Source organism: Chryseobacterium sp. 2987 (assembly GCF_031456375.1).
Lineage (GTDB): Bacteria > Bacteroidota > Bacteroidia > Flavobacteriales > Weeksellaceae > Chryseobacterium > Chryseobacterium vaccae.
In genome coordinates, this window is sequence record NZ_JAVDUN010000001.1 from 1 (window position 1) to 22077 (window position 22077).

The following is a 22077-nucleotide window of genomic DNA, read 5'->3' on the forward strand; positions in this document are numbered from 1 at the left end:
TTTTTTTTATTTTTTTTTTTTTTTTTTTTTTTTTTTTTTTTTTTTTTTTTTTTTTAAATAATTTTTTGGTTGCCGGCGCGCCCCCCCCCCCCCCCGAATCCCAACTATAAAAACTATTATTTCAATGCTTTTAAAATTCTTTCCAGTTCCAGATCCCGTTTCTGAATAACATCATCATCAGTATACCGAATCAATTCATTGATTTTTATTCCTACTTTCTGAGTCTGGGTATGGTCATAATAAAATATACCGTTTCCTGTAAATACGAGATTGTATCCTGCATAGAGCGGTACTGTTACAATGTCTCCATCGGCTCCGGCGGTTTTCTGGCCAATGGTAATGGCCTGAGGAAAGATATTTTGCAGATTCATCGTGTTCCATTCACTCATGCTCAGGGTGTCAGGATTTACGATCAGAAAAACTTTTCCCTGATAAGGATGAACTGTTTTATTTTTAATGTCGTTGTAATAGTGACCAAATTCTTTATAGCTGATGGGAATATATGTTCCGATGTTGTTGATATTGGGTTTGTAGTATAGTCCAAAATGGTTCTCTATCGGGGAGAAATATTGATAAACGTAATTGAATACAAATCCACCCCAGTCCGGATAGCCTCTCATATCAAAGACCATGATTTTTTTGGATGAGGCTTCTTTAAAAATATTTTCCATGTGCTCATCAAGCTTATCATCAGGAATGTCGTTTGTAAGAGAGAATACATCATTGATTTTAAAATAGGCAATATCCTTATGATTGATTTTATAATGGTCTTTTGTCTGGATTTTTCTTTTTATATATTCTGTGGCTTTAGCGAGATCTTCCTTGTTTTTGAAATTGATAAAATCAGTATTTGAAATAAATGTTTTATGTTTTTGTTTTGATTGGATCCTCAGTTCTTTCTGTTGATGATCATTCGGCCATATCAGATTTCTTTGATAATCAGATAGCATATACAAAAGGGTTTCTGTATTGGATGTGGAAAGCAGTTCCTGTTTTTCTTTAATGATTTGACGGATGGTTTTGCCATTAATTTCTGTTATTTTATCGCCAGTATGAATATTAGCCATGGAGCAGGCTTCAGGGAAAATAAGATCAGTGACAAGAATATGGTCATCAAAAATTGCATAATCAAAAGGAGGATAATATAGACGGTGGTAGATTTCATTTTTATAATTCAGCTGCTCATAAAACTGGAAGGAATGAGTGTCTTCCATTCTAGCGGCTGCACGGGCCATAATGATCTCAAAATCTTTTCGCGTTGCACATTGAACAGTCTGATCTACCAGATTGGTAAAATAAACCTCAGAATTTTTAGGCATCAGATATTTATGCGGATAAAGATAGTCAATGGAACCTTGTATCTTAGCCATGATCAGCAAACGGTAAGGAAGAGGAAGGTTTTCGTCCTTGGCAAATGAGTAGGTGCTTTTATCTTCAGCTGTTTTTTCTTTTTGTGAAGGATCAGCGATAAACCGACGACTGTAAGCATTGTTAAGAAATAATCTGTTTTCAGCACTGATTTTTTTACTTTTCTGAAACCATCCAAAATCCTGATTAACAGACAATATATTTTTTTCATGGTCAGAGACAGGAACTTTGGAGAAAGTATGATTTAAATTTTCCGATAAAAGATGGATAATGGTGTTGATATCGGATTGGGAATTCACTTTTCCAACGGTTGCCAGAAATAAGCTGTCTGCATTAATTTTGCCGCCTGCAATGTCTGAGTGATAATATTTTAAGAAATTCCATGTTTTGAAGAAAAAATGATACTGATCTTTTTGACCATAAACTAATGAATGAATAATAACCAGAAAAAGAATAGTGAATTTTTTCATACCTAACTAATTTACAGATGGAAAAGATAAGCTTTTTCTGTAAATAGAATTTCAGATATTACGCAAAATAAAAACATACGGAAGATATTATTTCTGCTGGTTGACGAAATTCCAAATGGCTTGCGTAAACTCCCTGTTCTTCTCATAATACAAAAGATGCCCTCCTTTTATGGAAACCGTCTTCTGATTCGGGAAATGAAAGGTTTTATAATGCTGTGTTCCGACAGCTTTATCCTCTTTTCCGGTAATAACAAGTACAGGAATAGTAATCTCTTTGGTAAGCATTGTATAATCCGAGTAATATTCCGGGAATTCTTTGGGTTTTGAGATGACAGCCATTCCAAAATCGATGATCCTGGGATGAAGAGAATCTATTTTGTCCGTCTGTCTGATGGTTTCGATATCATCGGTGAGGAATTTATATCCGATTCTTTTCTTTCTCAGCTGGCTGCTTATTTTTGAAAGCTCAGAGGAAAGGCTGTCTTTCGGAACTGTTGTATTCTGCAGTCCAAGGAGACTGTTTCCATATTCAATCTGTTCTTTTAAAGATTCATCATTGAGAAAATGAAGGGTAATATTGGACAGGATCAGGCCTTTGATATGCTGTGGATATTTTTTAGCATAATTAACTGCGATAATTCCTCCGAAAGAATGGGCAAGAAGGTAAACCTTATCGAGTTTCAGATGCTTTCTGAGTTCCTCAATATCCTGTACCATAACATCCAGATGATAATTCCCGGACGGATCAGACTTTCCGGAACCGCGCTGATCCATATAGACCATTTTCATATTTTTTTCAAGACTGTTTCCGCCCAGAAGCTCAAAAGAGCTGTAGCCCTGTCCCGGACCTCCCGGAATATAAATACAGGTTTCCCCTTTTCCGGAAACTTTATAGTTGATCCTGATATGATCTGAGGTCTCGAAAAAGCCTTCAGCACTACGGTTCTGCGCTGGAATTGTAGTGTTAAATGCAACCAGGAAGAAGAGTAAATAAATAGTTCTCATAAAGTAATAACAATCTGGAATAGACATTTATTACTGAAATGCTGAAGATTTTAAAAATAAAATAACCTTAATTCGGAATAAGAATATCTGATTGATGCAGGTTTGAAGCTGGGAGATGGAAGAGGGAAGTTCTGAAGGCCATCCATAATATGAGTGTTAATTTGATTTTACAGCAGTTTTCAGTGCCTATATAACTAAAAATAACATCCAGCCTCTTTTCTTTCATTTTCCAGCCTTTTATCTTATTTTCTTAACCCAAGGTTAAAATAACAGATTTAATAGAGAGGATTAATAAAAATCATAATACAAACTCCATTCACCGGTTTTGCTGTTTTTTGCAAACATCAGGCTTCCGCTGTCAATGACATTAAGTCCCGCCTTTCCGTCTGATGAAATCTGGAAAACATATTCAAACCCTTTTCCGAAACCATCTTTAATTCCGATGCCTGGCTGGCAGAAAGAAGGATAACCTCCCAATTTTGTGCTGTAGCAATGTTCAATGATATCAAAATAACTTCCAATAACACCTTCTTTTTCGAGGTTAATGATTTGCTGCTGTATATCATCGGGAAGATCTTCAAGGCCGCCGCCATCCCATAGCGGAGCATCTTTGGGGACCAGTTGTGAACGAAGTGGGAAAGGTTTCAGGTAAGATTCAGGATTTTTAAGATCTTTAATAACGAATTCCTCTGAATTTTTATATTCCCGGATTATCCAGTTAACGCCCATTTTTTCAAGAGGTTCAGGAAAGTCATAAGTGATAAAGACCGTGAGCAGTTTAGTATCTCTGATAGGTTCAGGAACGAATGGCTGGTCGGGAAGGTATAGCTGAAGCAGGGGCATCATCTGATCCCCGTTTTGGTCTAAAGGAATTTCTTCGTGCTCTGCATAAGCGGTGACACGCCCTATCCAGCATTCTTCTATGGTATTTTCCGGTCTGAACCCTCCGGTGATAAATTCTGTGGCGGGTATTTCAATTTTGTCTTTTATTTCCTGAATTCGTCTATCCATATTTTGGTAGTTGATTATAGGTTAATCTTCTTCCTGAAATTCCCTCATCATCAGATCATGGTAACCCTCTATTTCTGCTTTTTCATTTTCAGTCCAGAGATCCAGCTCAAGAGTTTTTTTTCTTGCTTCTGAGAGTGAAAGCTGTTGGTTGTGCTGAATGAAATAAACCAAGCCCAAAAACGATACTTCTTTATCTTTGAGTTCCTTTATTTTATCCGAAAGTTCAGATATATTCCGTGCTTTGAACAGAAGAGCTTCCTGCTTAATGTCATCCAGTTTCATAAAATTTGTATTTGTTCCATAGCAGAGCAGCTTACAGAAGAGCCTAAAAATAAAGAATATTTACCGGAATTACAAAATAAAGCCTTGATAGAGATGAGTTTTTCATGGTATTGGTAGGAAGCTAAAGCAATAAACTAATGAAGTCCCCGTCTTTCTTTCTCCTTTTTCAGATTTTTCAGATTCATGATATTGACGATCAACAAAGGAAGTAAGCCTATCGGGATAATCATGATCGGATTAAAGCCTTTTTTTATCACCAGAACGATAAAGGTGAAAAATAAAACCATCATGGAGGAAGCGAGCATAATGGTAAGAACCTTGATTTTCTTTTCATTACTGATCAGTTCTTCATCCGTATATTCGGTAAAGTGTTTATTTTTCATATTATTTTTTCTTAATAATTTCCAGATTATTGATAGTGCTAACCGGTGCTATTCTGATCTGCTTTTCTCCTTTTTTAACGTAAAAGTAATAGCTGCTGTTAATATCAATCATATAAATTTCGGCAGGAGCATCCGAACCGGTGGTTAATTTATAATTATAGCGCAGATTCTGGGTGTCCAGCCTTTTTTTGATACGGTTTCCACCACCAATTCCCAGGCCTACAAATAATGAAAGCAGTTCCAGAGCTACAAGTAATACAAATGCAGGGATCATAGCTTTTCTGAGCTCTTTTTTCTCCGGATCTACATTGATCCTGTAACCTTTCAATAATTTCTGGACCCAGTTTTTGTGGCTGTTTTTAATCAGAAGAACCTGAAAGCCAAAGAAAAGAAGGATCATCAGAAGGATCATCACAATCAGAATAGGATTGGTCACCATATCGGCTACAGGACTTATCAGAATATCTGTGAGCGATGAATATTTCAGAATATTAATATCCAGCTGGTAAAACATTACGCTTTCCTTTAAAAGACCCAGTACGATCAGATATAAATAACCAAGGGGAAGAAGGCCCTGAATTTTTTCTAAATATCTCATGCTGTTAATAGATGTATTGATTACTCTGCCCTTCTCTAAAGCTAAAAGATAATTTGTTTATAGTGATAAAAAAGGAAATAAATTTCATGAAGTTAGTTTTTTACTTTTCCAAAGATGCATTTTTTATTGATGGTAAACAAAAAAGAGCGGTAAAAACCGCCCCCTTGTATTTATCTAACAATACTTTATATATTAATATACACATCCACAGCCTGTTTCCCATGGCATACACAGGCGTTGAGGCTCACTGCAGCCACCTCCGCCACCGCCCCCTCCAGGATTGCTGCCCGGATTAAAGCTGTAGCAAACACCATCACTGCAATAATAAATTCCTGCTGTAGGCGGACATTCACCGTTTATATCACAAAATGCATACGGATTATCGCCTCCTTTAATGAATTCCAGTTGCTTTCTTGTTAATTTTTTTCGATTTTTCATGGTCATTAATATTTTTAGTTTGCTGATTACTAATATACAAAAAAAATATTTAATACACATGTGTGGGATTTAATAGAATGTGATCATTAAATTTTGATACAGTGGATTTTAATTCATGTCTGTTCTTCTTATTATTTTTCAGAATAGGGCTTTATTATAAATCGAGGGTCATAAATACAGCAGTTTCATCCGTATTTTCATACAGCCTGGTATTCAGTCCTGTAATGCTGAAGCCCAGTCTTCTGTAAAACTGGATAGCAGCATAATTGGTATTCTGGGTTTCCAGTTCAATAATTCTGCAGTTGAGGTTTCGGGCTTCCTTAACAATGTTTTTAATCAGCAAGATTCCGGTTCCGGATCTTCTGTGCTTTTCACTAACCAGAATATTTTCGATGTAAAAACTGTTGTTCCAGATTCTGTGTTCGCCAATAATCCAGCCTGTTAATTTTCCATCTGTATAAGCTCCGAAAGAATGTCCTTTTTCAATAATTTCGTTAAGCTCTTCTATATCACCGGAGCTGGTTTCCCAGATTTTGGTATAGGGAATTGTTTTTTCTTTCAAAATAAATTCAAAAGAACCAGCATGTTCAATGGAAGAAACGGAAAGAATTTTATCTGTGGTATAACCATTATGTCCCCAGTCTAATGTTGGATTGTCAGTCAGTTGTTCCAGTCTTTTTATTTCCATACTCTTGTTATTGAATTTCTGTGCAGATTTCCACCAGATAATGATCCGGATCTTTGATGTAAGCAGTGGTCTGTCCCCAAGGTTTTACAGTAACATCTTCATAAAGTATGGCACCGTTATCTATAGCCTTTTTTACAAGAGAATCCACATCATCGGTTACAAATCCCAGTTCAATTCCGAAAGGTTTTTCTGAAGCTCTGGAAGTTAAAAATCCTTGCTTAATATTAGATCCGGCCAGTGCAACAGAAGCAAAGGAAAGACTAGTCGTTCCGGTAATCAGTTCTCCGTAATCTTTTTCCGGGGTGATGAATTTTATTTCAGTATCAAAGGTGTCTTTGTAGAAATTCATTGATTTTTCAACGTCTTCCACGTATAAAATAACGTATTTAAATTGGATCATATTGAGGATGATTTTTGTTAATGATATGGAAATTATTCATCTGATTAAAACTTTAAAAAACTGAATAATCCTGATAACTTTGATTGAGATTTTACCAGATCTGTCTCAGGATTGAAAACTTTAATATCAACCTTATCCCGATCTTTTACTACAGTTCCGGAATAGTGTTCAATATTGGAATGGATTTTCTCAAGATACCCCAGACTGAGCATGACATCAAGAATCTTTTTCCCATCATCAAAGTCATCAAAAATCTCTATAGGTAAAGGTTGATATTCGGGAGTTGATTTAATAAAAATGCTAAAAAAATAAGGATCCAAGTCTCCGAATTCCATTCCAAACATATAAGGAACTTCTATTTTCTGCTTTGTTTTTTTATGTTGAAAACCACAGTGATAGCCGTGAAAAAAATAATCCCAATCATCAACTTTTCCGGAATAGTTTCTCCGGATGTTTTTAAATTTATTCAGGCTAAGAAAAGGGAAATCAGTATTTAATGTTATTCTCTTTGTTTCTATAAGCCGGGTGATTAATGCTGTCCCGAGACTTCTGTAATCCTTGGCACATTGCAGGAAGAATAGTTGATTTTTTTCAATTTCTTCATAGGTAATAAGTTTACATATATTTATTTCATGTTCTGTATTATGGATGGCTATCTGAAAATCGGGGAGTAATTTCTCTAAATCTTCACCATAGCTTTTTCTTAAATGGCGAACGGATTCTTCAAAAACTATTTTAAGTTTTCTCTGCCGGGGAATATTGGAAATCTCATCAAGACCAGGAAGTTGGTCTGGCGCTGCAGCGGATATTATATGAATTGTCCTTTCCAAAGTATTTAATTCGGTGATGAGGTCAAATTTAAATAAAATTTCACACTCCAAAACTTTCAAAACCTGTAAATTTGTGCTCAATAAAAATTTTACCGGATGTTTAGGAAAATTTCAATTGCGGCGGCAGCTTTTTTGTCCGTAATTACAATCAATGCTCAGAAGAACAATTCTCAGGTACCAAGACCCAAATTAGTAGTAGGAATGGTGGTAGACCAGATGCGATGGGACTATCTTTACCGCTATTACAGTAAATACGGAAAAGACGGCTTTAAAAGGCTGTTGAATACAGGATATTCATTAAATAATGTTCATATCAACTATGTTCCAACCATTACTGCTTTAGGGCATACCTGTATTTTTACCGGTTCTGTTCCGGCCATCCACGGTATTGCAGGAAATGACTGGACAGATAAGGAAACCGGAAAAGGAGTATATTGTACTGCAGATGACAGCGTTCAACCGGTGGGAACAACCAATACAAGAATAGGAAGTCATTCACCCAAAAATCTTTGGTCTACTACGGTAACGGATGAATTAAGGCTGGCAACCAACTTTCAGGGAAAAGTAATCGGTGTTTCACTGAAAGACCGAGCTTCCATTCTGCCCGCAGGCCACACTCCGAACGGAGCTTTCTGGTTTGATGACAGTACCGGGAACTTTATAACCAGTACATGGTATATGAATGATCTGCCTCAATGGCTGAAGTCTTTCAACGCACAGAATTTACCTGCAAAACTTGTAGCAAATGGTTGGAATACACTGCTTCCGATTAATCAGTATACAGAAAGTTCACCGGATAATTCTTCCTGGGAAGGACTTCTGGGAAGCTCAAAAACACCTGTTTTCCCGTACACTAATCTTGCCAAAGATTATGAAACTAAAAAAGATAATATCCGGTATACACCATTTGGAAATACACTAACCCTGAAGCTTGCTGAAGCTTCTGTGGAAGGAGAAAAGCTGGGTGCTGACAATATCACGGATTTCCTGACGGTGAATCTTGCTTCTACAGATTATGCGGGGCACAAATTCGGGCCAAACTCTATTGAAGTAGAAGATGTTTATTTAAGACTGGATCAGGATCTGGCACAGTTCTTCAATTACCTGGATTCAAAAGTAGGGAAGGGCGAATATACCGTTTTCCTTTCTGCAGACCATGGTGGAGCACATTCAGTAGGATTCCTGAAAGAACATAAAATCCCGACAGGTTTCTTCGGGGAAGGAATGGAGAAGGATGTGAACCAAAAGCTGAAGGATAAATTCGGAGTAGATAAACTGATCAATGCTGTAGATAACTACCAGGTTTATTTCGACAGAAAATTGTTGAGTGATAATAAGCTGGAGCTGGATGATGTAAGAGATTTCGCGATCAAAGAAATCCAGAAAGACCCAAGTGTTTTATATGCCGTTTCTGTAGAAGAAGTTCAGGAGTCAAGTATCCCGGAGCCGATTAAACAGAGAATTATCAACGGAATCAACAGGCAGAGAAGCGGTGATGTTCAGCTGATCTCCCGTGATTCTATGCTGCCTCCGTATTCTAAAACAGGAACAACACACAGCGTATGGAATTCTTATGATTCCCATATTCCGCTGATCTTTATGGGTTGGGGAATCCAACATGGAGAAAGTAATAAAGCATATAACATGACGGATATTGCGCCTACGGTTTCTTCTTTACTGAAGATCCAGTTCCCAAGCGGAAACATAGGAAATCCAATTACGGAAGTTATTAGTAAATAAAATAAAGAAGAGGCTGTTTCAAAAATGAGACAGCCTTTTTCAATGTATGCGTTAAATAAAGGGGCTGCCTTATCTTCGAAATAAAAAATATCTACAAAAATCCATGAAATCTGAGCGATCTGTGGGAAACTTTTTTAACCACAAAGGAAAAGAAATTTAGTACTTAAGAATTATTTTAGGTTTAAAACTTTGTAAATAGAAGTTCACTTAAGCTCTTTAAAAATCTACGATTTTTATTAGGTTAATTAAAAAGATCTGCTCAATCTGCAAAATCCGCGAGATAAAAAAAATACCAAAGAGTTTTAAAGAAAACCTTTATGTTAGACTGTAGAATTTATTCCGCCTAAATAATAAAAACAATCCATTGGCTTTAGCCAAAGTCTAAATTTTCTCAATATTTTAAAACAAAAAAATGTCAGTAAGCTTTTACCTTGTTGTAAAATACTCACCGACACTATAATTTTTTCAGTTTAAATACTGCTGAATTTATTCTTCATCTTCCGTATCCTCATCTTCATACTGCTCCAGATAATAGGTGAAGCTGAAATCCTCTACCTCATCTTCGGCATCTTCCAAAGTAGTCAGAAGATCTTCAAAGATCTCAAGCTGATCTACAGTCATATTAACGAATTCGATGTGGAGAGGCATTTCCAGTTCTCCGGTAATAACATCAGAAAGAGCATCAAGGTTATCTCCAAAATATTCCGGAAGGGTGATTTTTTCTTTCAGCTGAGCATAAAAATCCTCATAATCACCGATGTCTGTAAAATCTATATATATTGTCTTCATATTGAATTGAATTTCCAGTTTTTATGGATTAAAAAAGTTTTGCAGGATGGGCAGAAATCCGTTTCTTCATCTGTGGGATTTCCTCCTTTTGCATCTCTCATGAAGCAGGTTTTTTCAGGGCAGTGCTTCAGTCCCTGAGTGTGGCCGAGTTCGTGAATGGCTATTTTAAAGAACTGTTCGTCTGCATTCTTTTTATTCAGTCTGAATTTTGAGGCGATACAGGCTTTTCCCGGTCTGTAGCCGAGTCCCATAATTCCGTAATCTTTTACTTTTCCTTTGGTTGCACTGATATCTTTGGTAGTCAAACCAATTGTTACAAAACCTTCCTTCGTTTGGGTATTCAGAAACTTAATCGTAGAGTCAGCTCTGTAGCGGTTTCTTTCTTTATAGTAAGCATTTTCAGGAAAATCAATGGGGTCCAGAACCTTGATATTAGGATAGATCTTTCTGATTCCTTCTGCGGCAATGGTCACTTCTTTTGAACTGATGTCTCTGAAAGGCTGTATCAGAATAGTCATGGGCGATCTATCTGTCTGTGCTGGGGAGTTTTTTTCCGAACATGAAAATATCAGGAAAAACAAAAGGCCCAGGCTGTAAATCTTACTGCTTTTCAAAACTTTTATAATGGTTTTTGGTGAGATAAACATCACCATTTTTTGTAAAGATGATCCTGTCAGCATTCCGGTTCCCACAATGATAATTCACATCAGCCTCGTAATATTTTTCACCTTCCGGCAGTCTCTTTTCGCGGTTACCAAACTTGTCCCCGCCAATGGCTTTTCCGGGAAGCACATCGCAGAGATTTCCTTTGGAGGGGTTCCAGCCCTGCTGTCTGGCTTCATTTTTAGTGATATAATAATCCGGCAGCCTGTGATTTTGCTTCACATAGCTGATGACTGTTTTTTCTTCCGTAAGCTGGTCAATGGAAACATGTTCCGTTGAATTTCCTGCATTATATTGCTCTTCTGTTGCAGCACTTCCATAATTTACCGTTTCAGTTTTATTCTCTTTCTTGCCTTCAATAAAGTTCTTATAAATGTACATCACAGACATTCCGAAAAGAAGTCCGAGACACATGAATAATACCGATCTTATTTTACTGTTCATAATATGATTAATGTAACAATGTACCAGTCTGGCAATGTAATAATATATTGGTAAACTGGTACATTGTTATATTGGTAAATACAATTAGCTGTTTCTCCATTCCTCCGGAATATCACACACCGGAATAGGATCAATTTTATGTCTTGCTGCTTTGTGCATCCTGTCGAAGATTAAGAACACTTCCTTGTCACGCCCTTCATAATCGTCAGCTGTTTTCGTTCCATATTCTTTCTGGATTTTTTCCAGTTCAGGGTAAGTAGCACCAATCTGCTGTTCGTCTGTTCTGTCTACATCCCAAAGTCCGTCTGTAGGAATTGCTTCCTGGATATTTTTAACTAGGTTCAGTGCTCTGGCAAGGGTATACACTTCGGTTTTATAAAGATCAGCAATAGGAGACACATCTACACCGCCGTCCCCGTATTTGGTATAAAACCCGATTCCGAAATCTTCCACTTTATTTCCTGTTCCGCATACCAGAAGCCCGTTCAGCTGTCCGTAATAATACAGGGTAAGCATTCTCAGACGGGATCTTGTATTGGCGAAAGCAAGCTTTTCATTCGGATACAGATCATCTTTTACATCGAATGTTTTATAAAGTTCTTCAAAAGCAGGTGTAAGATTAACAGACATGGCCTCTACATTCGGAAATTTTGATTTCAGATCATTCATATGCTCCCAGGCACGGTCTATCTGATCAGGTTTCTGGCGTATTGGCATTTCAATCAGAAGGGTTTTTAAACCTGTCATGGCTGCCAGCGTTGATACCACTCCTGAATCCACACCACCTGAAACTCCTATTACATACCCGTTTACTTTTGCTTTTACGGCATAATCTTTCAGCCAGCCTACAATATGATCTATTACTTTTTGTGTCTGCATTAATTTATTTTTTTAGTCTATTCCAAATTCTTTAGGGTATTTTACTACACCTGTTACATTTTTTAATCCGTCTTCTATCAGTTCTATGGCCATGCCATTTTCTTCAGGAATATCAAACGGAAAAGAAATTCCAAAATTACTGGTTTTTTCGTAACCAAACCTAGGATAATAATCTTCATGTCCGATGAGGATAACAGATTGATGCCCCAGTTCTTTGGCAATAAGGTGGCCAAAAAGAATAAGCTGCCCTCCAATACCCTGGTTCTGGAATTCAGGCTTTACCGAAACAGGTGCCAGCGCCAGTGAATCAAAGGACCCTGTATTATTTTCTATTTTGATTTTGGTGAATAAGATATGCCCGGCAATCACTCCGTTTTCATTTTCTGCAACCAGGGAAAGTTCCGGGATAAAGGCATCAGATTTCCTTAATCGTTCAACAAGAAAGTGCTCCTGATGATCACTTTGTTCCATCGTGCGGAAAGCTTCTTCCGTAAGTTCAAACACTTTCCTATAGTCTTTTTCCTCTTCCTGTCTTATGGTTAACATGATTTAAATATATTTTTCGCGTTTTAATTCATACCAGTTACAGACTCCATCAGGTTCTGTGAATTCTCCTGTTTTTTCAAAGCCTAATTTTTTCAGAATGTGATTGGAAGCTTCATTTCCTGAATGGGCATGAGCGTAGATAATCTCAGCATTCATTTCATTAAATCCCAGATCCAGAGATGCCTTTGCAGCTTCTACGGCATAGCCTTTTCCCCATGTTTCAGGAAGAAAACGATAACCGAGATCCAGAACATTGCTGTAACCGTTGATAGGTTCGGTCAGCAGTTTAAGACCGCTCCATCCAATCAGAAGTCCGGATTTTTTTTCAATCACAGCCAGCCGTCCGGTGCCGTTCTCAGTATATTGATTTCTGATGAATCTGATAACGTCTATGGTTTCGCTCACTTCTGTAAGTACCGGTACACCGATATATTTCATGACTTCCGGGCTGGAATCAAGCAGAAACATTCGTTCTGCATCAGTCTCTTCCAGTGGCCTTAAGATCAATCGTTGGGTTTCTATTTTCATGGTATTTTGTTTATTCCTCAGTTCCGAAAATGGTTACATCTGTTTTAATTCCTTTTCTGATATCCGTTTCCTTTATTCCGTTTCCTCCTACGTTAAGCGTTTGCAGTAAAGAATTTCCGGAAATATCAAGCTTCTGGATCCTGTTGTGTTCGATGTTCAGTTTTCTCAGATTTCTGAGGGGTGTTATATCTATTGTTTTTAGCTGATTTAAAGATAAAGTTAATTGATCAATTTTCGGGGTTTCTTTTAACGAAATATTCTCCAGAAGATTGTTGTCAAGGTATAAGGCGGTTAGTTTTTTAAGATTTTCAGCTTTGAATAATGATACTTTGCATCCCGTACATGAAAACAGCTCAAGATGCTCCATTCCGCTTATAGAAATGGCAGGAATTGCATTATCGTCAAGAACAATCATTTTAGCATTCTTAAAAAGAGCCAGGTCATCGGTTGAGGTGATATTCTTCTGAGCCAGAAACAGATTGACGATTTGGTTGGCTTCAGGCTGTTCCAGACTTCCGTTTTTATTCAGATCAAAATTTTCCAGCACTGCTTTTTCCAGATTGGGATCCTTACAATGCAGTTTTTGGCTGTTATAAAAAGAAAATCCTGAAATAATCAGGCCGAGGGTTGCAAATATTTTAAAATTCATCACCAATTGTCTTTTTAATCCTTATTTTTGTGTCCTTAAATTTCATGTAAAAATAATGAAGATTTTCAGATTTATTGCGCTTTCTTCTATTTTAATTCTGTCATTGGATTCCTGCAAAAAAGAATCCGGAGATCTGTGGAAGGTAGAAATAAAAGAAACTGCTGAGAAAGTAGACATCACAGATATTTCCAAAGAATTTTATGATGTAAAAATTCCGTTGGACCAGTTTAAAACCAAATTTCCATGGTTCCAGGGGACTGTTTCCGATGCTGATTTTGAGAAGAGAAGAGCCGATGCAGAGGAAATAAAGATCTATAAAGAAGCTGCTGGAAAAATAGATCAGGCTAAGCTTCAGAAAGAGCTTCAGGATTTGTTTTCCCATATCAAATATTATTTCCCGCAGTTCAAAAGTCCTAAAGTATATCTGTTTTCATCCGCTCTGCAGATGGTTCAGGATCCTATTATTTATGATACAAAAGGAAATCAGCTGTTCATTGATATTACAGGCTTCATGGGCGATGGAAATCCAAATTATAAAGGATTGGAATTGTATTTTCAGAAATCGATGAACCCGCAGAATATTGTTCCTAAAGTTTCACAGATCTTTGCTGAAAATATTGTGACAGAATCTCCTGATCACCAGAAATTCATTGATCAGGTGATCCTGAACGGTAAAATAATGATGATTCAGGACGCTTTTCTTCCAGATACTCCTGATTATCTGAAAATGAATTACACCCAGAAACAATACGAGTGGGCAGTAGCCAATGAAGCCAATATCTGGAATTATTTCGTGGAAGGAAATCTGATCTTTGGTGATGATCCGAGATTAGTTGAACGTTTTATTACACCGGGCCCGTTCTCGAAATTTTATACAGAGATTGATAATGTTTCTTCGCCACAGATCGGAATATTTACCGGATGGCAGATCTGTAAATCCTACTTTAAACAGAAACCTGAAACTAAACTTGCTGATTTCCTAAAGCTTGATGCTACCAAAATATTTAACGAATCAGGATATAAGCCTAAATAAAGTAATCACAATAAAAATCAGAAGCCTTCAGAACTATTCTGGAGGCTTTTTCATATTTAAATTTTAAAAAACATACTACTTTGTATTGCATAATACCGTTTTAATTGTATTTTTGTTACAAACGAAATACACCCATGGACAACATGATACAGATTCAAAATCTGAGTTTTGAATTCTCTAAAAACAAACCGGTGCTTAAAAATATTAACCTTTCGGTTCCGAAAGGAAGCATTTTTGGCTTTTTAGGAGCCAACGGAGCCGGTAAATCCACCACTATGAAAATGCTGATCGGCAGCATTCCTGATGAAAACGGAGCGATCAGAATCTTTGATCAGAAATTATCAGACCTTTATCCTGATGGATTCAATAAAATAGGGAGTCTGATTGACACGGCAGCCTTTTATGACCATCTTTCGGGATGGGAAAACCTTCTTGTGATCTCCAGATTAAGAGAACTGCCGGAAGCAGAATGTGAAAGAGTTCTACGCCTTGTAGACCTCTGGGACAGCCGGAACATGAAAATGAAACGGTATTCTCTGGGAATGAAACAAAGACTTTCTATCGCCATGACCCTCCTGGGGAAACCCGAACTTCTCATCCTTGATGAACCGGTAAACGGACTTGATCCAAATGGAATGCTGGAAATGCGGGAACTTCTGATCAAACTGAACAGGGAAGAAGGCGTAACCATTTTTATTTCAAGCCACCTGCTTCAGGAAATTGAAAAAATGATCACCCATCTTGCGATTATTTCACATGGCGAAATACGCTTCACAGGCAGCATTAAAGATCTGAATGAACTTTACCGCTACGATCATATCAGAATAGGGCTGAATCATGCATCACAGTTCATCAGTGAAATTCCGGAAAATTATTCACCTCAGAAAATTGATGAAAATACCATAGAAATCACAGCCGGATCAAAAGAAGACATTGCTGCTCTTGTCAGAATGCTGGTGCAGAAAAATGCTGAAATTTTTGAAATTAAAAACAGTGCAGGCCTTGAGGACTGGTTCATGGAAATAACTAAAAACTAATAACAGATGAAAAAATTAATAACCGCGATCAATATCGAATGGCTGAAAACAAAAGGACTGGGACTTACTTATATTGCCATCATCTTAGGAGGTCTGATTCCTTTACTGGGATTCATTCCAGGATTTTTTGAATCAGAATTTGTGGTGGAAGGAGAGCTTCCGTATTCTGTTTTTGAAGACGCTATCACCGGAGATGCCATTAAATCTTTTACCTTTTTTATATTGCTTGTATTTGTGATCATTGCCGCCAATAGAATTGCCCAGACTGATCATAAAAACAATGGCTGGCAGCTGATGGAAACCCAACCGGTAAGCAGATTTCAGCTTTATTTTGCCAAATATATCGTGTTGATTCTGATGAGTCTCATCTGTATTCTCTCTTATTTTGGTTTCAGCATCATCATGTCAACCATAGATTACTATATTCACCCGAATCCTGCAAAACTGTTGAGTCTGGATTGGGTATGGATGATTAAGACTATCATCAGGGTTTTCATAACTGTTTTAGGGATTGCAGCATTACAGCTTTGTGTTTCGGTGGTATTTCCGGGGTTTATCTGGTCGTTTCTGATCGGTTGTCTGGGACTGGCTTCGAACATCGCTTCATTGATACAGAAACAGTCTTTTTTCTTTAATCCTTACAGTTCTTTGTATATCTTCTCAAAATCTGTGGAAGTGAGAGAACTGAACAGTTTTATTTCCTATTCGGAATATCTTAGCCTTTTCTGGATGGTGGTCTTCCTTACATTGGGGTACTTCTGGTACAGCAAGAAAGGATTCAAAAATGCCTTTCTTAGAAATAAAAAACAGATTATTGTTTCATCTGTATTTCTGATTATTACAGGAGGATTTCTGTATGCTTTCCAGAAACCAAGAGCCTATCAAAGGAGTGATAAAGGAGTGGTGATCAATGGAAAACTGCAGACTGATCTGAAGATCGATTCTGTACGTATCTATTCTAAAGATTTCCATAAAAAGATAGGGGCTGCGGCAGTGAAGAATAATACCTTCAGCTGGACTACTTCACAAGAGCTTCCATTAGGCGAATATATTCTGGAAATAGGAAATAAAAAGACCAATATTTTCATGGGCAGCGGAGACTGGTTTGATTTTGATATCAGACTTAACAGTACCAAAATGGTGTCCTACGTTAATTCCAACAGAAAAGCAGATCAGAAGTATCAGAATACAGAGAATTCTTTCGGGTATGAATTTGGATATTCACTGGAAAAGCAGAATTATAATAATGATCCTGAGAAGTTTTATGAACTGGCAGAATCCGACTGGAAGGAAAACAAAAGAATTCTGGATGTTTTTGCAGACCCGGAAAATAATGCCCTTTCGGATGATTATAAAACCTACAGAAAACAGCTGATGGCCATTGAATACCTCAATGAAATCAATAATTACAGAAAAATGACTTCATGGAATGATCCTAAATTTGCCCCTCCGAAACCTTTCCTTGATGAACTGAATAATAATATTCAGAAGCCAAGCCCGCTTTTAAGCAAAAACGATAATTATCTTCAGTATAAGCTGGATATGATGCTTACCGATGCTGATCAGGCTTCCAATGCGGACAGTATTCTTTTTGTCAAAATAGACCGGCTTCCTGCAGGAATTTCAAAAGATCAGCTTTTATCAAAACATCTTTCAAAAAATATTGAACTTCAGTCTGACAGCCTGGCAAGAAATAAACTTTTTGCTGCTGAGATCAATAAAATACAGAATACGGATTATAAGCAGATGCTTTATTCAAAACTTGACGGAATTAACAGGTCGCAGAAAGGCGCCATATTTCCTGATCTTGTTCTTGAAAACGATAAAGGGAAAACCCAGAATCTTTCAAAATATAAAGGAAAGTATGTGGTGATTGATTTTTGGGCTACATGGTGCGGGCCGTGTAAGCAGATCCGTCCGGTGTTTGAAACCAGAAGCCATCAGTACAGATATGCTGACAACATCCAGTTTATTTCCATTAGTCTTGATGAGGACAAATCGAAATGGGTGAATTACCTTAAAACCAAAAAATCCAATAACCCGCAGTTCTGGCTTACCAATGCTGAAAAATTTATGGGTCAATATAAAATTCAGTCTATTCCAAGGTTTATTATTGTAGATCCGGAAGGAAAGATTTTTAATTTTAATACACCTTTTCCTGATGAAGATAATTTCGTAGAAATTTTAGATAAGCTAAAGAAGTATTAACTTTGCAGAAAAATTTTAGATTGATATGAGAAAAACTCAGATTACGATAGATGTAGAGCTGGATGAAAACCACATTCCTGAAAATATTACATGGAACGCTCAGGATGGAGGTGTGGAAAAGGAAGAAACTAAGGCTACCATGATCTCTGTATGGGATGATAAAGCAATGGAAGCGTTAAGAATCGATCTTTGGACTAAAGAAATGCCGGTAGACCAGATGAAGATGTTTATTCACCAGATCTTAGTTTCTTTAGGAAATACCTATCAGAGAGCAACTGGTGAAGAAGATGTTGCCCAATGGATAGAGCAGATCGCAGAAGAATTCGCAGTAAAATCAGCTATCAAAATGTAAAACAATTTGAAAACGAGTTAATTTTACGATAGAATAAATTGATTATTTAAAATGCTGATCAGTATCTGCTTTATTTCAAATTAACTCATTTTCAGATTTTCAAATTATATACATATGAACTTTAATACAAAAGTAATTCACGGAGGGCAGCATCATGAGTCTGCTACAGGTTCTGTTAATGTACCTGTATTTTTAACCTCTACATTTGCACAGAAAAGCCCGGGAGTACATTCCGGATACGAATATTCAAGAGCTGCCAACCCTACAAGACAGGCTTTGGAAGACTCTCTGGCAAGCATTGAAAACGGAGCGAGAGGTCTTGCTTTCGGTTCTGGTCTTGCAGCTATTGATTGTGTTCTGAAACTGTTAAACCCCGGTGATGAGGTGATTGCTGTAGACGACCTTTACGGAGGTACTTACAGAATGTTTACCAGACTTTTTGAGAAATACCAACTGAAATTTACGTTTGTGAATTTTGATGATGTTTCTAAAATTGCTGATGTCATTACCGATAAAACAAAACTGATCTGGGTGGAAACACCTACCAATCCGCTGATGAAGCTAGTAGATATTAAAGCGGTTGTTGACATGGCAAAAGGAAAAGACATTCTGGTTGCCGTTGACAATACTTTTGCTACTCCTTACATTCAGAGACCGATTGATTTAGGAGCAGATATCGTCATGCATTCCGCTACAAAATATCTGGGTGGACATTCGGATGTAATCGCCGGAGCACTTATTGCCAAAGATGCTGAACTGGGAGAAAAACTTCACTTCATTCAGTTTGCAAGCGGTGGTATTTTAGGACCTCACGACTCTTATCTGGTTTTAAGAGGAATCAAAACACTGGCATTAAGAATGCAGAGACATTCTGATAACGGACTTGCTGTAGCGAAATATCTGGAAACCCATCCTGCAGTAGATAAAGTAATTTATCCGGGATTGGAATCTCACCCTCAGTATGAACTGGCAAAATCCCAGATGAAAGAATCCGGAGGGATGGTTTCTTTTACATTTAAATCAGGTAAAAAAGAAGATGCCATTAAATTCCTTGAAAAAGTAAGAGTGTTTACACTGGCAGAGTCTTTAGGAGGAGTAGAGTCTCTTGCGAACCACCCTGCTTTGATGACACACGCTTCCATTCCAGCTGAAAAACGTGCAGAATTGGGAATCACAGATGACCTTGTTCGTTTAAGCGTAGGAATTGAAGATGCAGAAGATCTGATTGCAGATTTAGAAAAAGCTTTTTCTTAAAATAGATATCAAAAAAGAGAGGATCAGTTCGCTGAAACTCTCTTTTTGCTATTAAACACCATCACAGAATAAATATGAAAAATACAAGAAAAGCTACCCTTGAAGATCTTGAACAGTTGTCAGCACTATTTGACCAGTACAGGATTTTTTATCATAAAGAATCTGATATTCCTGCCGCTGAAAACTTCCTGAAAGAAAGAATTCAAAACGAAGATTCTGAAATTTTTGTAGTCGTAGATAATGGAATATTAACCGGATTTGTTCAGTTGTATCCTATATTTTCATCGACAAGAATGCAGCGTTACTGGTTGCTGAACGATCTTTATGTAAATGAAAACCATAGAGGAAAAGGCTATTCCAAAGAATTGATAGAAGTCGCCAAAGATCTTTGCAGATCATCAAATGCCTGTGGTATGCTCCTTGAAACCGGAAAGTCAAACGATGTAGGAAACCGGCTTTATCCGTCGTGCGGTTTTGAACGATATGATTCTGTAAATTTCTACGAATGGACCAATACCATGAGGAATAGGTAATGAGTAATAATTGTATGCTTATTAATTTGTAACTCAATTTCAAAACACTTTTTATATAAAAATCAAAAGCAAAATATGACAGATTTTCAAAAATACATTCAACGATATTTAGATCAGATTCCTGCGGGAGACTGGCTGGAAGAATTAAAAAAATCAGGAGAAGAAACCATTGCATTATATTCAGACCTTACTGAAGAGCAATCCCATTTTGCCTATGCCGAAGGAAAATGGTCTTTAAAAGAACTCTTACTGCACTTATCAGATTGCGAAAGAGTATTTCAATACAGAATGTTAGCTTTTGCAAGAGGAGAAAAAGCATCACTTCCGGGTTTTGATGAAGAATTGTATGCTGGTAATTCTTACGCGGATAAAAGAACTCTGGAATCTCTAATGGAAGAATATAAATTGGTAAGGAAATCCTCACAGATCATGATGGAAACCTTCGAACCATCTGTTTTAAACAATACAGGTATTGCCAACGGAAACGAAATTTCCGTAGAAACAATCGGAAAACTGGTTGTCGGACACAACTACCATCACCTGAAGATTATTAAGGAAAGATATTTACCGGGATTGAAATAGAGATTAAAATAAACGGTAAATAATAAATCAATTTGAAACGGGCTGAAGCCCGTTTTATTTTTTTTGAATATCAACAAGAATAATTAAATTAGATTAAAGGATACCACGTAAATATATGCATCCAATAGAATGGCTTTAATTTGTTTTATTTTTAACAGAATAAATGAAATAGGTTAAAACAAATAATAAAAATTAGATTTGTAAAATGACTTCCTTATTCAATAGAAACGGGCTTCAGCCTGCTTAAATAAAAAAATAAATAAAAAACACCCATCCAACCAATTTCCCAAATTAAATTTGGCCCGAAACCACCAGATTCTCTACCTTTATCATCAGTTTGAATTTTACAGAATTATGGAACATATTATAGACGTATTAAAATCCGGCGGAACCATTCTTTATCCTACCGATACTATTTGGGGGATTGGCTGTGATGCTACCAATATAGAGGCGGTTAACAAAATTTTTGATATTAAGAAACGGGAGAAAAACAAATCCATGATTATTCTGGTGGAATCCGAAAAGAGGCTTCAGGACCTAGTGGATGTTCCGGAAATGGCCTGGGAAATTATTGACCTGAGTGAAAAGCCGGTAACCATTGTTTATGAAAAGCCAAGGGGACTGCCGAAAGAATTACTCGCGGAGGATGGTAGTATCGGAATCAGGCTGGTAAAAAATGACTTCTGTAAAAAACTGATTACAAAACTGAATAAACCTTTGGTGTCTACTTCGGCTAATTTCAGTGGAGATAAGAGCCCTTTGAAATTTTCAGATATTTCACCGGAGATTATCAGTATGGTGGATTATGCAGTGGAAGAGGATCGTGAGAAAGTTTCAAAATACTCGGGATCTTCTGTCATCAAGATCTGGAGCGATAACAGGATAAAAGTGTTACGCGAATAAACCCGCACAAAACAATAAGAGTTTTAAAGTCTTGCCAATCCGGATTGGCAGGATTTCTTTTTTTAATTCTATCTTTGCAAAACTTCAACTGATAAAAGTTACGCAATGAACCACCAAAAATTTGCTAAAGAATGGATCAGTGCCTGGAATTCTCACGATCTGGATGATATATTGTCTCATTATTCTGAAGACATCGAAATCAGTACACCAATGATTGCTATGGCTACAGGAGGAAAAGAAAGTACACTCAAAGGAAAAGAAGCAGTCCGTGAATACTGGAAAAAGGCACTGGATAAATTTCCGGATCTTCATTTTGAGCTAATACAGCCTACGGCGGGTGTCAATTCAGTAGCATTGTTCTATAAATCTATTATGGATAAACATGCAGTTGAGGTCATGTTTTTTAATGAAGAAGGAAAAATTAACAAAATGTATGCTCATTATGACTAACAGAACGAAAGTTG

27 protein-coding genes are annotated in these 22077 nt (G+C 37.1%); 10 read left to right on the plus strand and 17 right to left on the minus strand.

Annotated elements, in window-relative coordinates:
- Positions 1-116: 116 nt before the first annotated feature.
- From J2Y40_RS00005 to J2Y40_RS00050, 10 genes are all read right to left on the minus strand, one after another.
- Entirely contained in the window at positions 117-1838 is a 1722-nt protein-coding gene (locus J2Y40_RS00005; RefSeq protein ID WP_153394784.1) for a S41 family peptidase, read from the minus strand.
- 87 nt (positions 1839-1925) lie between these two features.
- Complete coding sequence (locus tag J2Y40_RS00010; RefSeq protein ID WP_185151959.1) at positions 1926-2843, minus strand: alpha/beta fold hydrolase; 918 nt, start codon at positions 2841-2843, stop codon at positions 1926-1928.
- Between the two features lie 288 nt (positions 2844-3131).
- Complete coding sequence (locus J2Y40_RS00015) at positions 3132-3854, minus strand: DUF1963 domain-containing protein (RefSeq protein WP_153394781.1); 723 nt, start codon at positions 3852-3854, stop codon at positions 3132-3134.
- A 21-nt stretch (positions 3855-3875) separates the two neighbouring features.
- On the minus strand, positions 3876-4136 hold the full coding sequence (locus J2Y40_RS00020; protein ID WP_153394779.1) for a hypothetical protein: 261 nt from the start codon (positions 4134-4136) through the stop codon (positions 3876-3878).
- Between the two features lie 134 nt (positions 4137-4270).
- Complete coding sequence (locus J2Y40_RS00025) at positions 4271-4519, minus strand: redox-active disulfide protein 2 (protein WP_153394777.1); 249 nt, start codon at positions 4517-4519, stop codon at positions 4271-4273.
- Position 4520: 1 nt separating this feature from the next.
- Positions 4521-5117 (minus strand): hypothetical protein, encoded by a 597-nt coding sequence (locus tag J2Y40_RS00030; RefSeq protein ID WP_153394775.1) that lies wholly within the window; start codon positions 5115-5117, stop codon positions 4521-4523.
- Positions 5118-5309: 192 nt separating this feature from the next.
- The gene (locus tag J2Y40_RS00035; protein ID WP_153394773.1) at positions 5310-5555 is read right to left on the minus strand and encodes a hypothetical protein; all 246 of its coding nucleotides are present in this window, start codon (positions 5553-5555) and stop codon (positions 5310-5312) included.
- Between the two features lie 154 nt (positions 5556-5709).
- Positions 5710-6243: a GNAT family N-acetyltransferase gene (locus tag J2Y40_RS00040; protein ID WP_153394771.1), complete on the minus strand. Its 534-nt coding sequence runs from the start codon at positions 6241-6243 to the stop codon at positions 5710-5712.
- 7 nt (positions 6244-6250) lie between these two features.
- Positions 6251-6643 carry a VOC family protein gene (locus J2Y40_RS00045; RefSeq protein WP_153394770.1) on the minus strand — a complete coding sequence of 131 codons (393 nt, stop codon included), beginning with the start codon at positions 6641-6643 and terminating at the stop codon, positions 6251-6253.
- Positions 6644-6687: 44 nt separating this feature from the next.
- Positions 6688-7473: a DUF6896 domain-containing protein gene (locus J2Y40_RS00050; RefSeq protein ID WP_185151958.1), complete on the minus strand. Its 786-nt coding sequence runs from the start codon at positions 7471-7473 to the stop codon at positions 6688-6690.
- 96 nt (positions 7474-7569) lie between these two features.
- Between J2Y40_RS00050 and pafA the strand changes: the two genes are divergently transcribed.
- On the plus strand, positions 7570-9213 hold the full coding sequence (gene pafA, locus J2Y40_RS00055; RefSeq protein ID WP_153394769.1) for an alkaline phosphatase PafA: 1644 nt from the start codon (positions 7570-7572) through the stop codon (positions 9211-9213).
- A 486-nt stretch (positions 9214-9699) separates the two neighbouring features.
- Here pafA and J2Y40_RS00060 read toward each other — a convergent pair whose 3' ends face one another.
- From J2Y40_RS00060 to J2Y40_RS00090, 7 genes are all read right to left on the minus strand, one after another.
- Complete coding sequence (locus J2Y40_RS00060; protein ID WP_153394768.1) at positions 9700-10002, minus strand: barstar family protein; 303 nt, start codon at positions 10000-10002, stop codon at positions 9700-9702.
- Positions 9999-10520: a matrixin family metalloprotease gene (locus J2Y40_RS00065; protein WP_153394755.1), complete on the minus strand. Its 522-nt coding sequence runs from the start codon at positions 10518-10520 to the stop codon at positions 9999-10001. Before J2Y40_RS00065 ends, J2Y40_RS00060 begins: the two co-directional genes overlap by 4 nt.
- Before the next feature lie 82 nt (positions 10521-10602).
- Positions 10603-11109 (minus strand): ribonuclease domain-containing protein, encoded by a 507-nt coding sequence (locus J2Y40_RS00070; protein WP_309995583.1) that lies wholly within the window; start codon positions 11107-11109, stop codon positions 10603-10605.
- Between the two features lie 84 nt (positions 11110-11193).
- On the minus strand, positions 11194-11988 hold the full coding sequence (nadE, locus tag J2Y40_RS00075; RefSeq protein WP_153394753.1) for an NAD(+) synthase: 795 nt from the start codon (positions 11986-11988) through the stop codon (positions 11194-11196).
- A gap of 12 nt (positions 11989-12000) precedes the next feature.
- Complete coding sequence (locus J2Y40_RS00080) at positions 12001-12537, minus strand: GNAT family N-acetyltransferase (RefSeq protein WP_185152046.1); 537 nt, start codon at positions 12535-12537, stop codon at positions 12001-12003.
- A complete protein-coding gene (locus J2Y40_RS00085) occupies positions 12538-13062 on the minus strand; it encodes a GNAT family N-acetyltransferase (RefSeq protein ID WP_153394749.1) in 525 nt (174 codons plus the stop codon).
- Between the two features lie 10 nt (positions 13063-13072).
- Positions 13073-13711, minus strand: a complete 639-nt coding sequence (locus J2Y40_RS00090) for a leucine-rich repeat domain-containing protein (RefSeq protein WP_309995588.1) — start codon at positions 13709-13711, stop codon at positions 13073-13075.
- 55 nt (positions 13712-13766) lie between these two features.
- Here J2Y40_RS00090 and J2Y40_RS00095 point away from each other — a divergent pair, with 55 nt between their 5' ends.
- The 9 genes from J2Y40_RS00095 (at position 13767) to J2Y40_RS00135 (ending at position 22063) form a co-directional block, all read left to right on the plus strand.
- Entirely contained in the window at positions 13767-14744 is a 978-nt protein-coding gene (locus J2Y40_RS00095) for a gliding motility protein GldB (protein WP_153394745.1), read from the plus strand.
- Between the two features lie 134 nt (positions 14745-14878).
- A complete protein-coding gene (locus tag J2Y40_RS00100; RefSeq protein WP_153394743.1) occupies positions 14879-15781 on the plus strand; it encodes an ABC transporter ATP-binding protein in 903 nt (300 codons plus the stop codon).
- A 6-nt stretch (positions 15782-15787) separates the two neighbouring features.
- On the plus strand, positions 15788-17989 hold the full coding sequence (locus J2Y40_RS00105; protein WP_309995593.1) for a thioredoxin-like domain-containing protein: 2202 nt from the start codon (positions 15788-15790) through the stop codon (positions 17987-17989).
- A 25-nt stretch (positions 17990-18014) separates the two neighbouring features.
- Positions 18015-18341, plus strand: a complete 327-nt coding sequence (gldC, locus tag J2Y40_RS00110; protein ID WP_153394741.1) for a gliding motility protein GldC — start codon at positions 18015-18017, stop codon at positions 18339-18341.
- Positions 18342-18455: 114 nt separating this feature from the next.
- Complete coding sequence (locus J2Y40_RS00115) at positions 18456-19595, plus strand: cystathionine gamma-synthase (RefSeq protein WP_153394740.1); 1140 nt, start codon at positions 18456-18458, stop codon at positions 19593-19595.
- A 74-nt stretch (positions 19596-19669) separates the two neighbouring features.
- Positions 19670-20128 (plus strand): GNAT family N-acetyltransferase, encoded by a 459-nt coding sequence (locus tag J2Y40_RS00120; RefSeq protein ID WP_309995599.1) that lies wholly within the window; start codon positions 19670-19672, stop codon positions 20126-20128.
- A gap of 75 nt (positions 20129-20203) precedes the next feature.
- On the plus strand, positions 20204-20710 hold the full coding sequence (locus J2Y40_RS00125) for a DinB family protein (RefSeq protein ID WP_153394738.1): 507 nt from the start codon (positions 20204-20206) through the stop codon (positions 20708-20710).
- A gap of 354 nt (positions 20711-21064) precedes the next feature.
- Positions 21065-21613 carry an L-threonylcarbamoyladenylate synthase gene (locus tag J2Y40_RS00130; protein ID WP_153394737.1) on the plus strand — a complete coding sequence of 183 codons (549 nt, stop codon included), beginning with the start codon at positions 21065-21067 and terminating at the stop codon, positions 21611-21613.
- A 105-nt stretch (positions 21614-21718) separates the two neighbouring features.
- Positions 21719-22063 (plus strand): nuclear transport factor 2 family protein, encoded by a 345-nt coding sequence (locus J2Y40_RS00135; protein ID WP_309995605.1) that lies wholly within the window; start codon positions 21719-21721, stop codon positions 22061-22063.
- Positions 22064-22077: the final 14 nt, after the last annotated feature.

Bases quoted from the DNA above. Each gene is read 5' to 3' on its own strand.
- J2Y40_RS00005 (WP_153394784.1), bottom strand. From the start codon at position 1,838: ATGAAAAAATTCACTATTCTTTTTCTGGTTATTATTCATTCATTAGTT.
- J2Y40_RS00010 (WP_185151959.1), bottom strand. From the start codon at position 2,843: ATGAGAACTATTTATTTACTCTTCTTCCTGGTTGCATTTAACACTACA.
- J2Y40_RS00015 (WP_153394781.1), bottom strand. From the start codon at position 3,854: ATGGATAGACGAATTCAGGAAATAAAAGACAAAATTGAAATACCCGCC.
- J2Y40_RS00020 (WP_153394779.1), bottom strand. From the start codon at position 4,136: ATGAAACTGGATGACATTAAGCAGGAAGCTCTTCTGTTCAAAGCACGG.
- J2Y40_RS00025 (WP_153394777.1), bottom strand. From the start codon at position 4,519: ATGAAAAATAAACACTTTACCGAATATACGGATGAAGAACTGATCAGT.
- J2Y40_RS00030 (WP_153394775.1), bottom strand. From the start codon at position 5,117: ATGAGATATTTAGAAAAAATTCAGGGCCTTCTTCCCCTTGGTTATTTA.
- J2Y40_RS00035 (WP_153394773.1), bottom strand. From the start codon at position 5,555: ATGAAAAATCGAAAAAAATTAACAAGAAAGCAACTGGAATTCATTAAA.
- J2Y40_RS00040 (WP_153394771.1), bottom strand. From the start codon at position 6,243: ATGGAAATAAAAAGACTGGAACAACTGACTGACAATCCAACATTAGAC.
- J2Y40_RS00045 (WP_153394770.1), bottom strand. From the start codon at position 6,643: ATGATCCAATTTAAATACGTTATTTTATACGTGGAAGACGTTGAAAAA.
- pafA (WP_153394769.1), top strand. From the start codon at position 7,570: ATGTTTAGGAAAATTTCAATTGCGGCGGCAGCTTTTTTGTCCGTAATT.
- J2Y40_RS00060 (WP_153394768.1), bottom strand. From the start codon at position 10,002: ATGAAGACAATATATATAGATTTTACAGACATCGGTGATTATGAGGAT.
- J2Y40_RS00065 (WP_153394755.1), bottom strand. From the start codon at position 10,520: ATGACTATTCTGATACAGCCTTTCAGAGACATCAGTTCAAAAGAAGTG.
- J2Y40_RS00070 (WP_309995583.1), bottom strand. From the start codon at position 11,109: ATGAACAGTAAAATAAGATCGGTATTATTCATGTGTCTCGGACTTCTT.
- nadE (WP_153394753.1), bottom strand. From the start codon at position 11,988: ATGCAGACACAAAAAGTAATAGATCATATTGTAGGCTGGCTGAAAGAT.
- J2Y40_RS00085 (WP_153394749.1), bottom strand. From the start codon at position 13,062: ATGAAAATAGAAACCCAACGATTGATCTTAAGGCCACTGGAAGAGACT.
- J2Y40_RS00090 (WP_309995588.1), bottom strand. From the start codon at position 13,711: ATGAATTTTAAAATATTTGCAACCCTCGGCCTGATTATTTCAGGATTT.
- J2Y40_RS00095 (WP_153394745.1), top strand. From the start codon at position 13,767: ATGAAGATTTTCAGATTTATTGCGCTTTCTTCTATTTTAATTCTGTCA.
- J2Y40_RS00100 (WP_153394743.1), top strand. From the start codon at position 14,879: ATGGACAACATGATACAGATTCAAAATCTGAGTTTTGAATTCTCTAAA.
- J2Y40_RS00105 (WP_309995593.1), top strand. From the start codon at position 15,788: ATGAAAAAATTAATAACCGCGATCAATATCGAATGGCTGAAAACAAAA.
- gldC (WP_153394741.1), top strand. From the start codon at position 18,015: ATGAGAAAAACTCAGATTACGATAGATGTAGAGCTGGATGAAAACCAC.
- J2Y40_RS00115 (WP_153394740.1), top strand. From the start codon at position 18,456: ATGAACTTTAATACAAAAGTAATTCACGGAGGGCAGCATCATGAGTCT.
- J2Y40_RS00120 (WP_309995599.1), top strand. From the start codon at position 19,670: ATGAAAAATACAAGAAAAGCTACCCTTGAAGATCTTGAACAGTTGTCA.
- J2Y40_RS00125 (WP_153394738.1), top strand. From the start codon at position 20,204: ATGACAGATTTTCAAAAATACATTCAACGATATTTAGATCAGATTCCT.
- J2Y40_RS00130 (WP_153394737.1), top strand. From the start codon at position 21,065: ATGGAACATATTATAGACGTATTAAAATCCGGCGGAACCATTCTTTAT.
- J2Y40_RS00135 (WP_309995605.1), top strand. From the start codon at position 21,719: ATGAACCACCAAAAATTTGCTAAAGAATGGATCAGTGCCTGGAATTCT.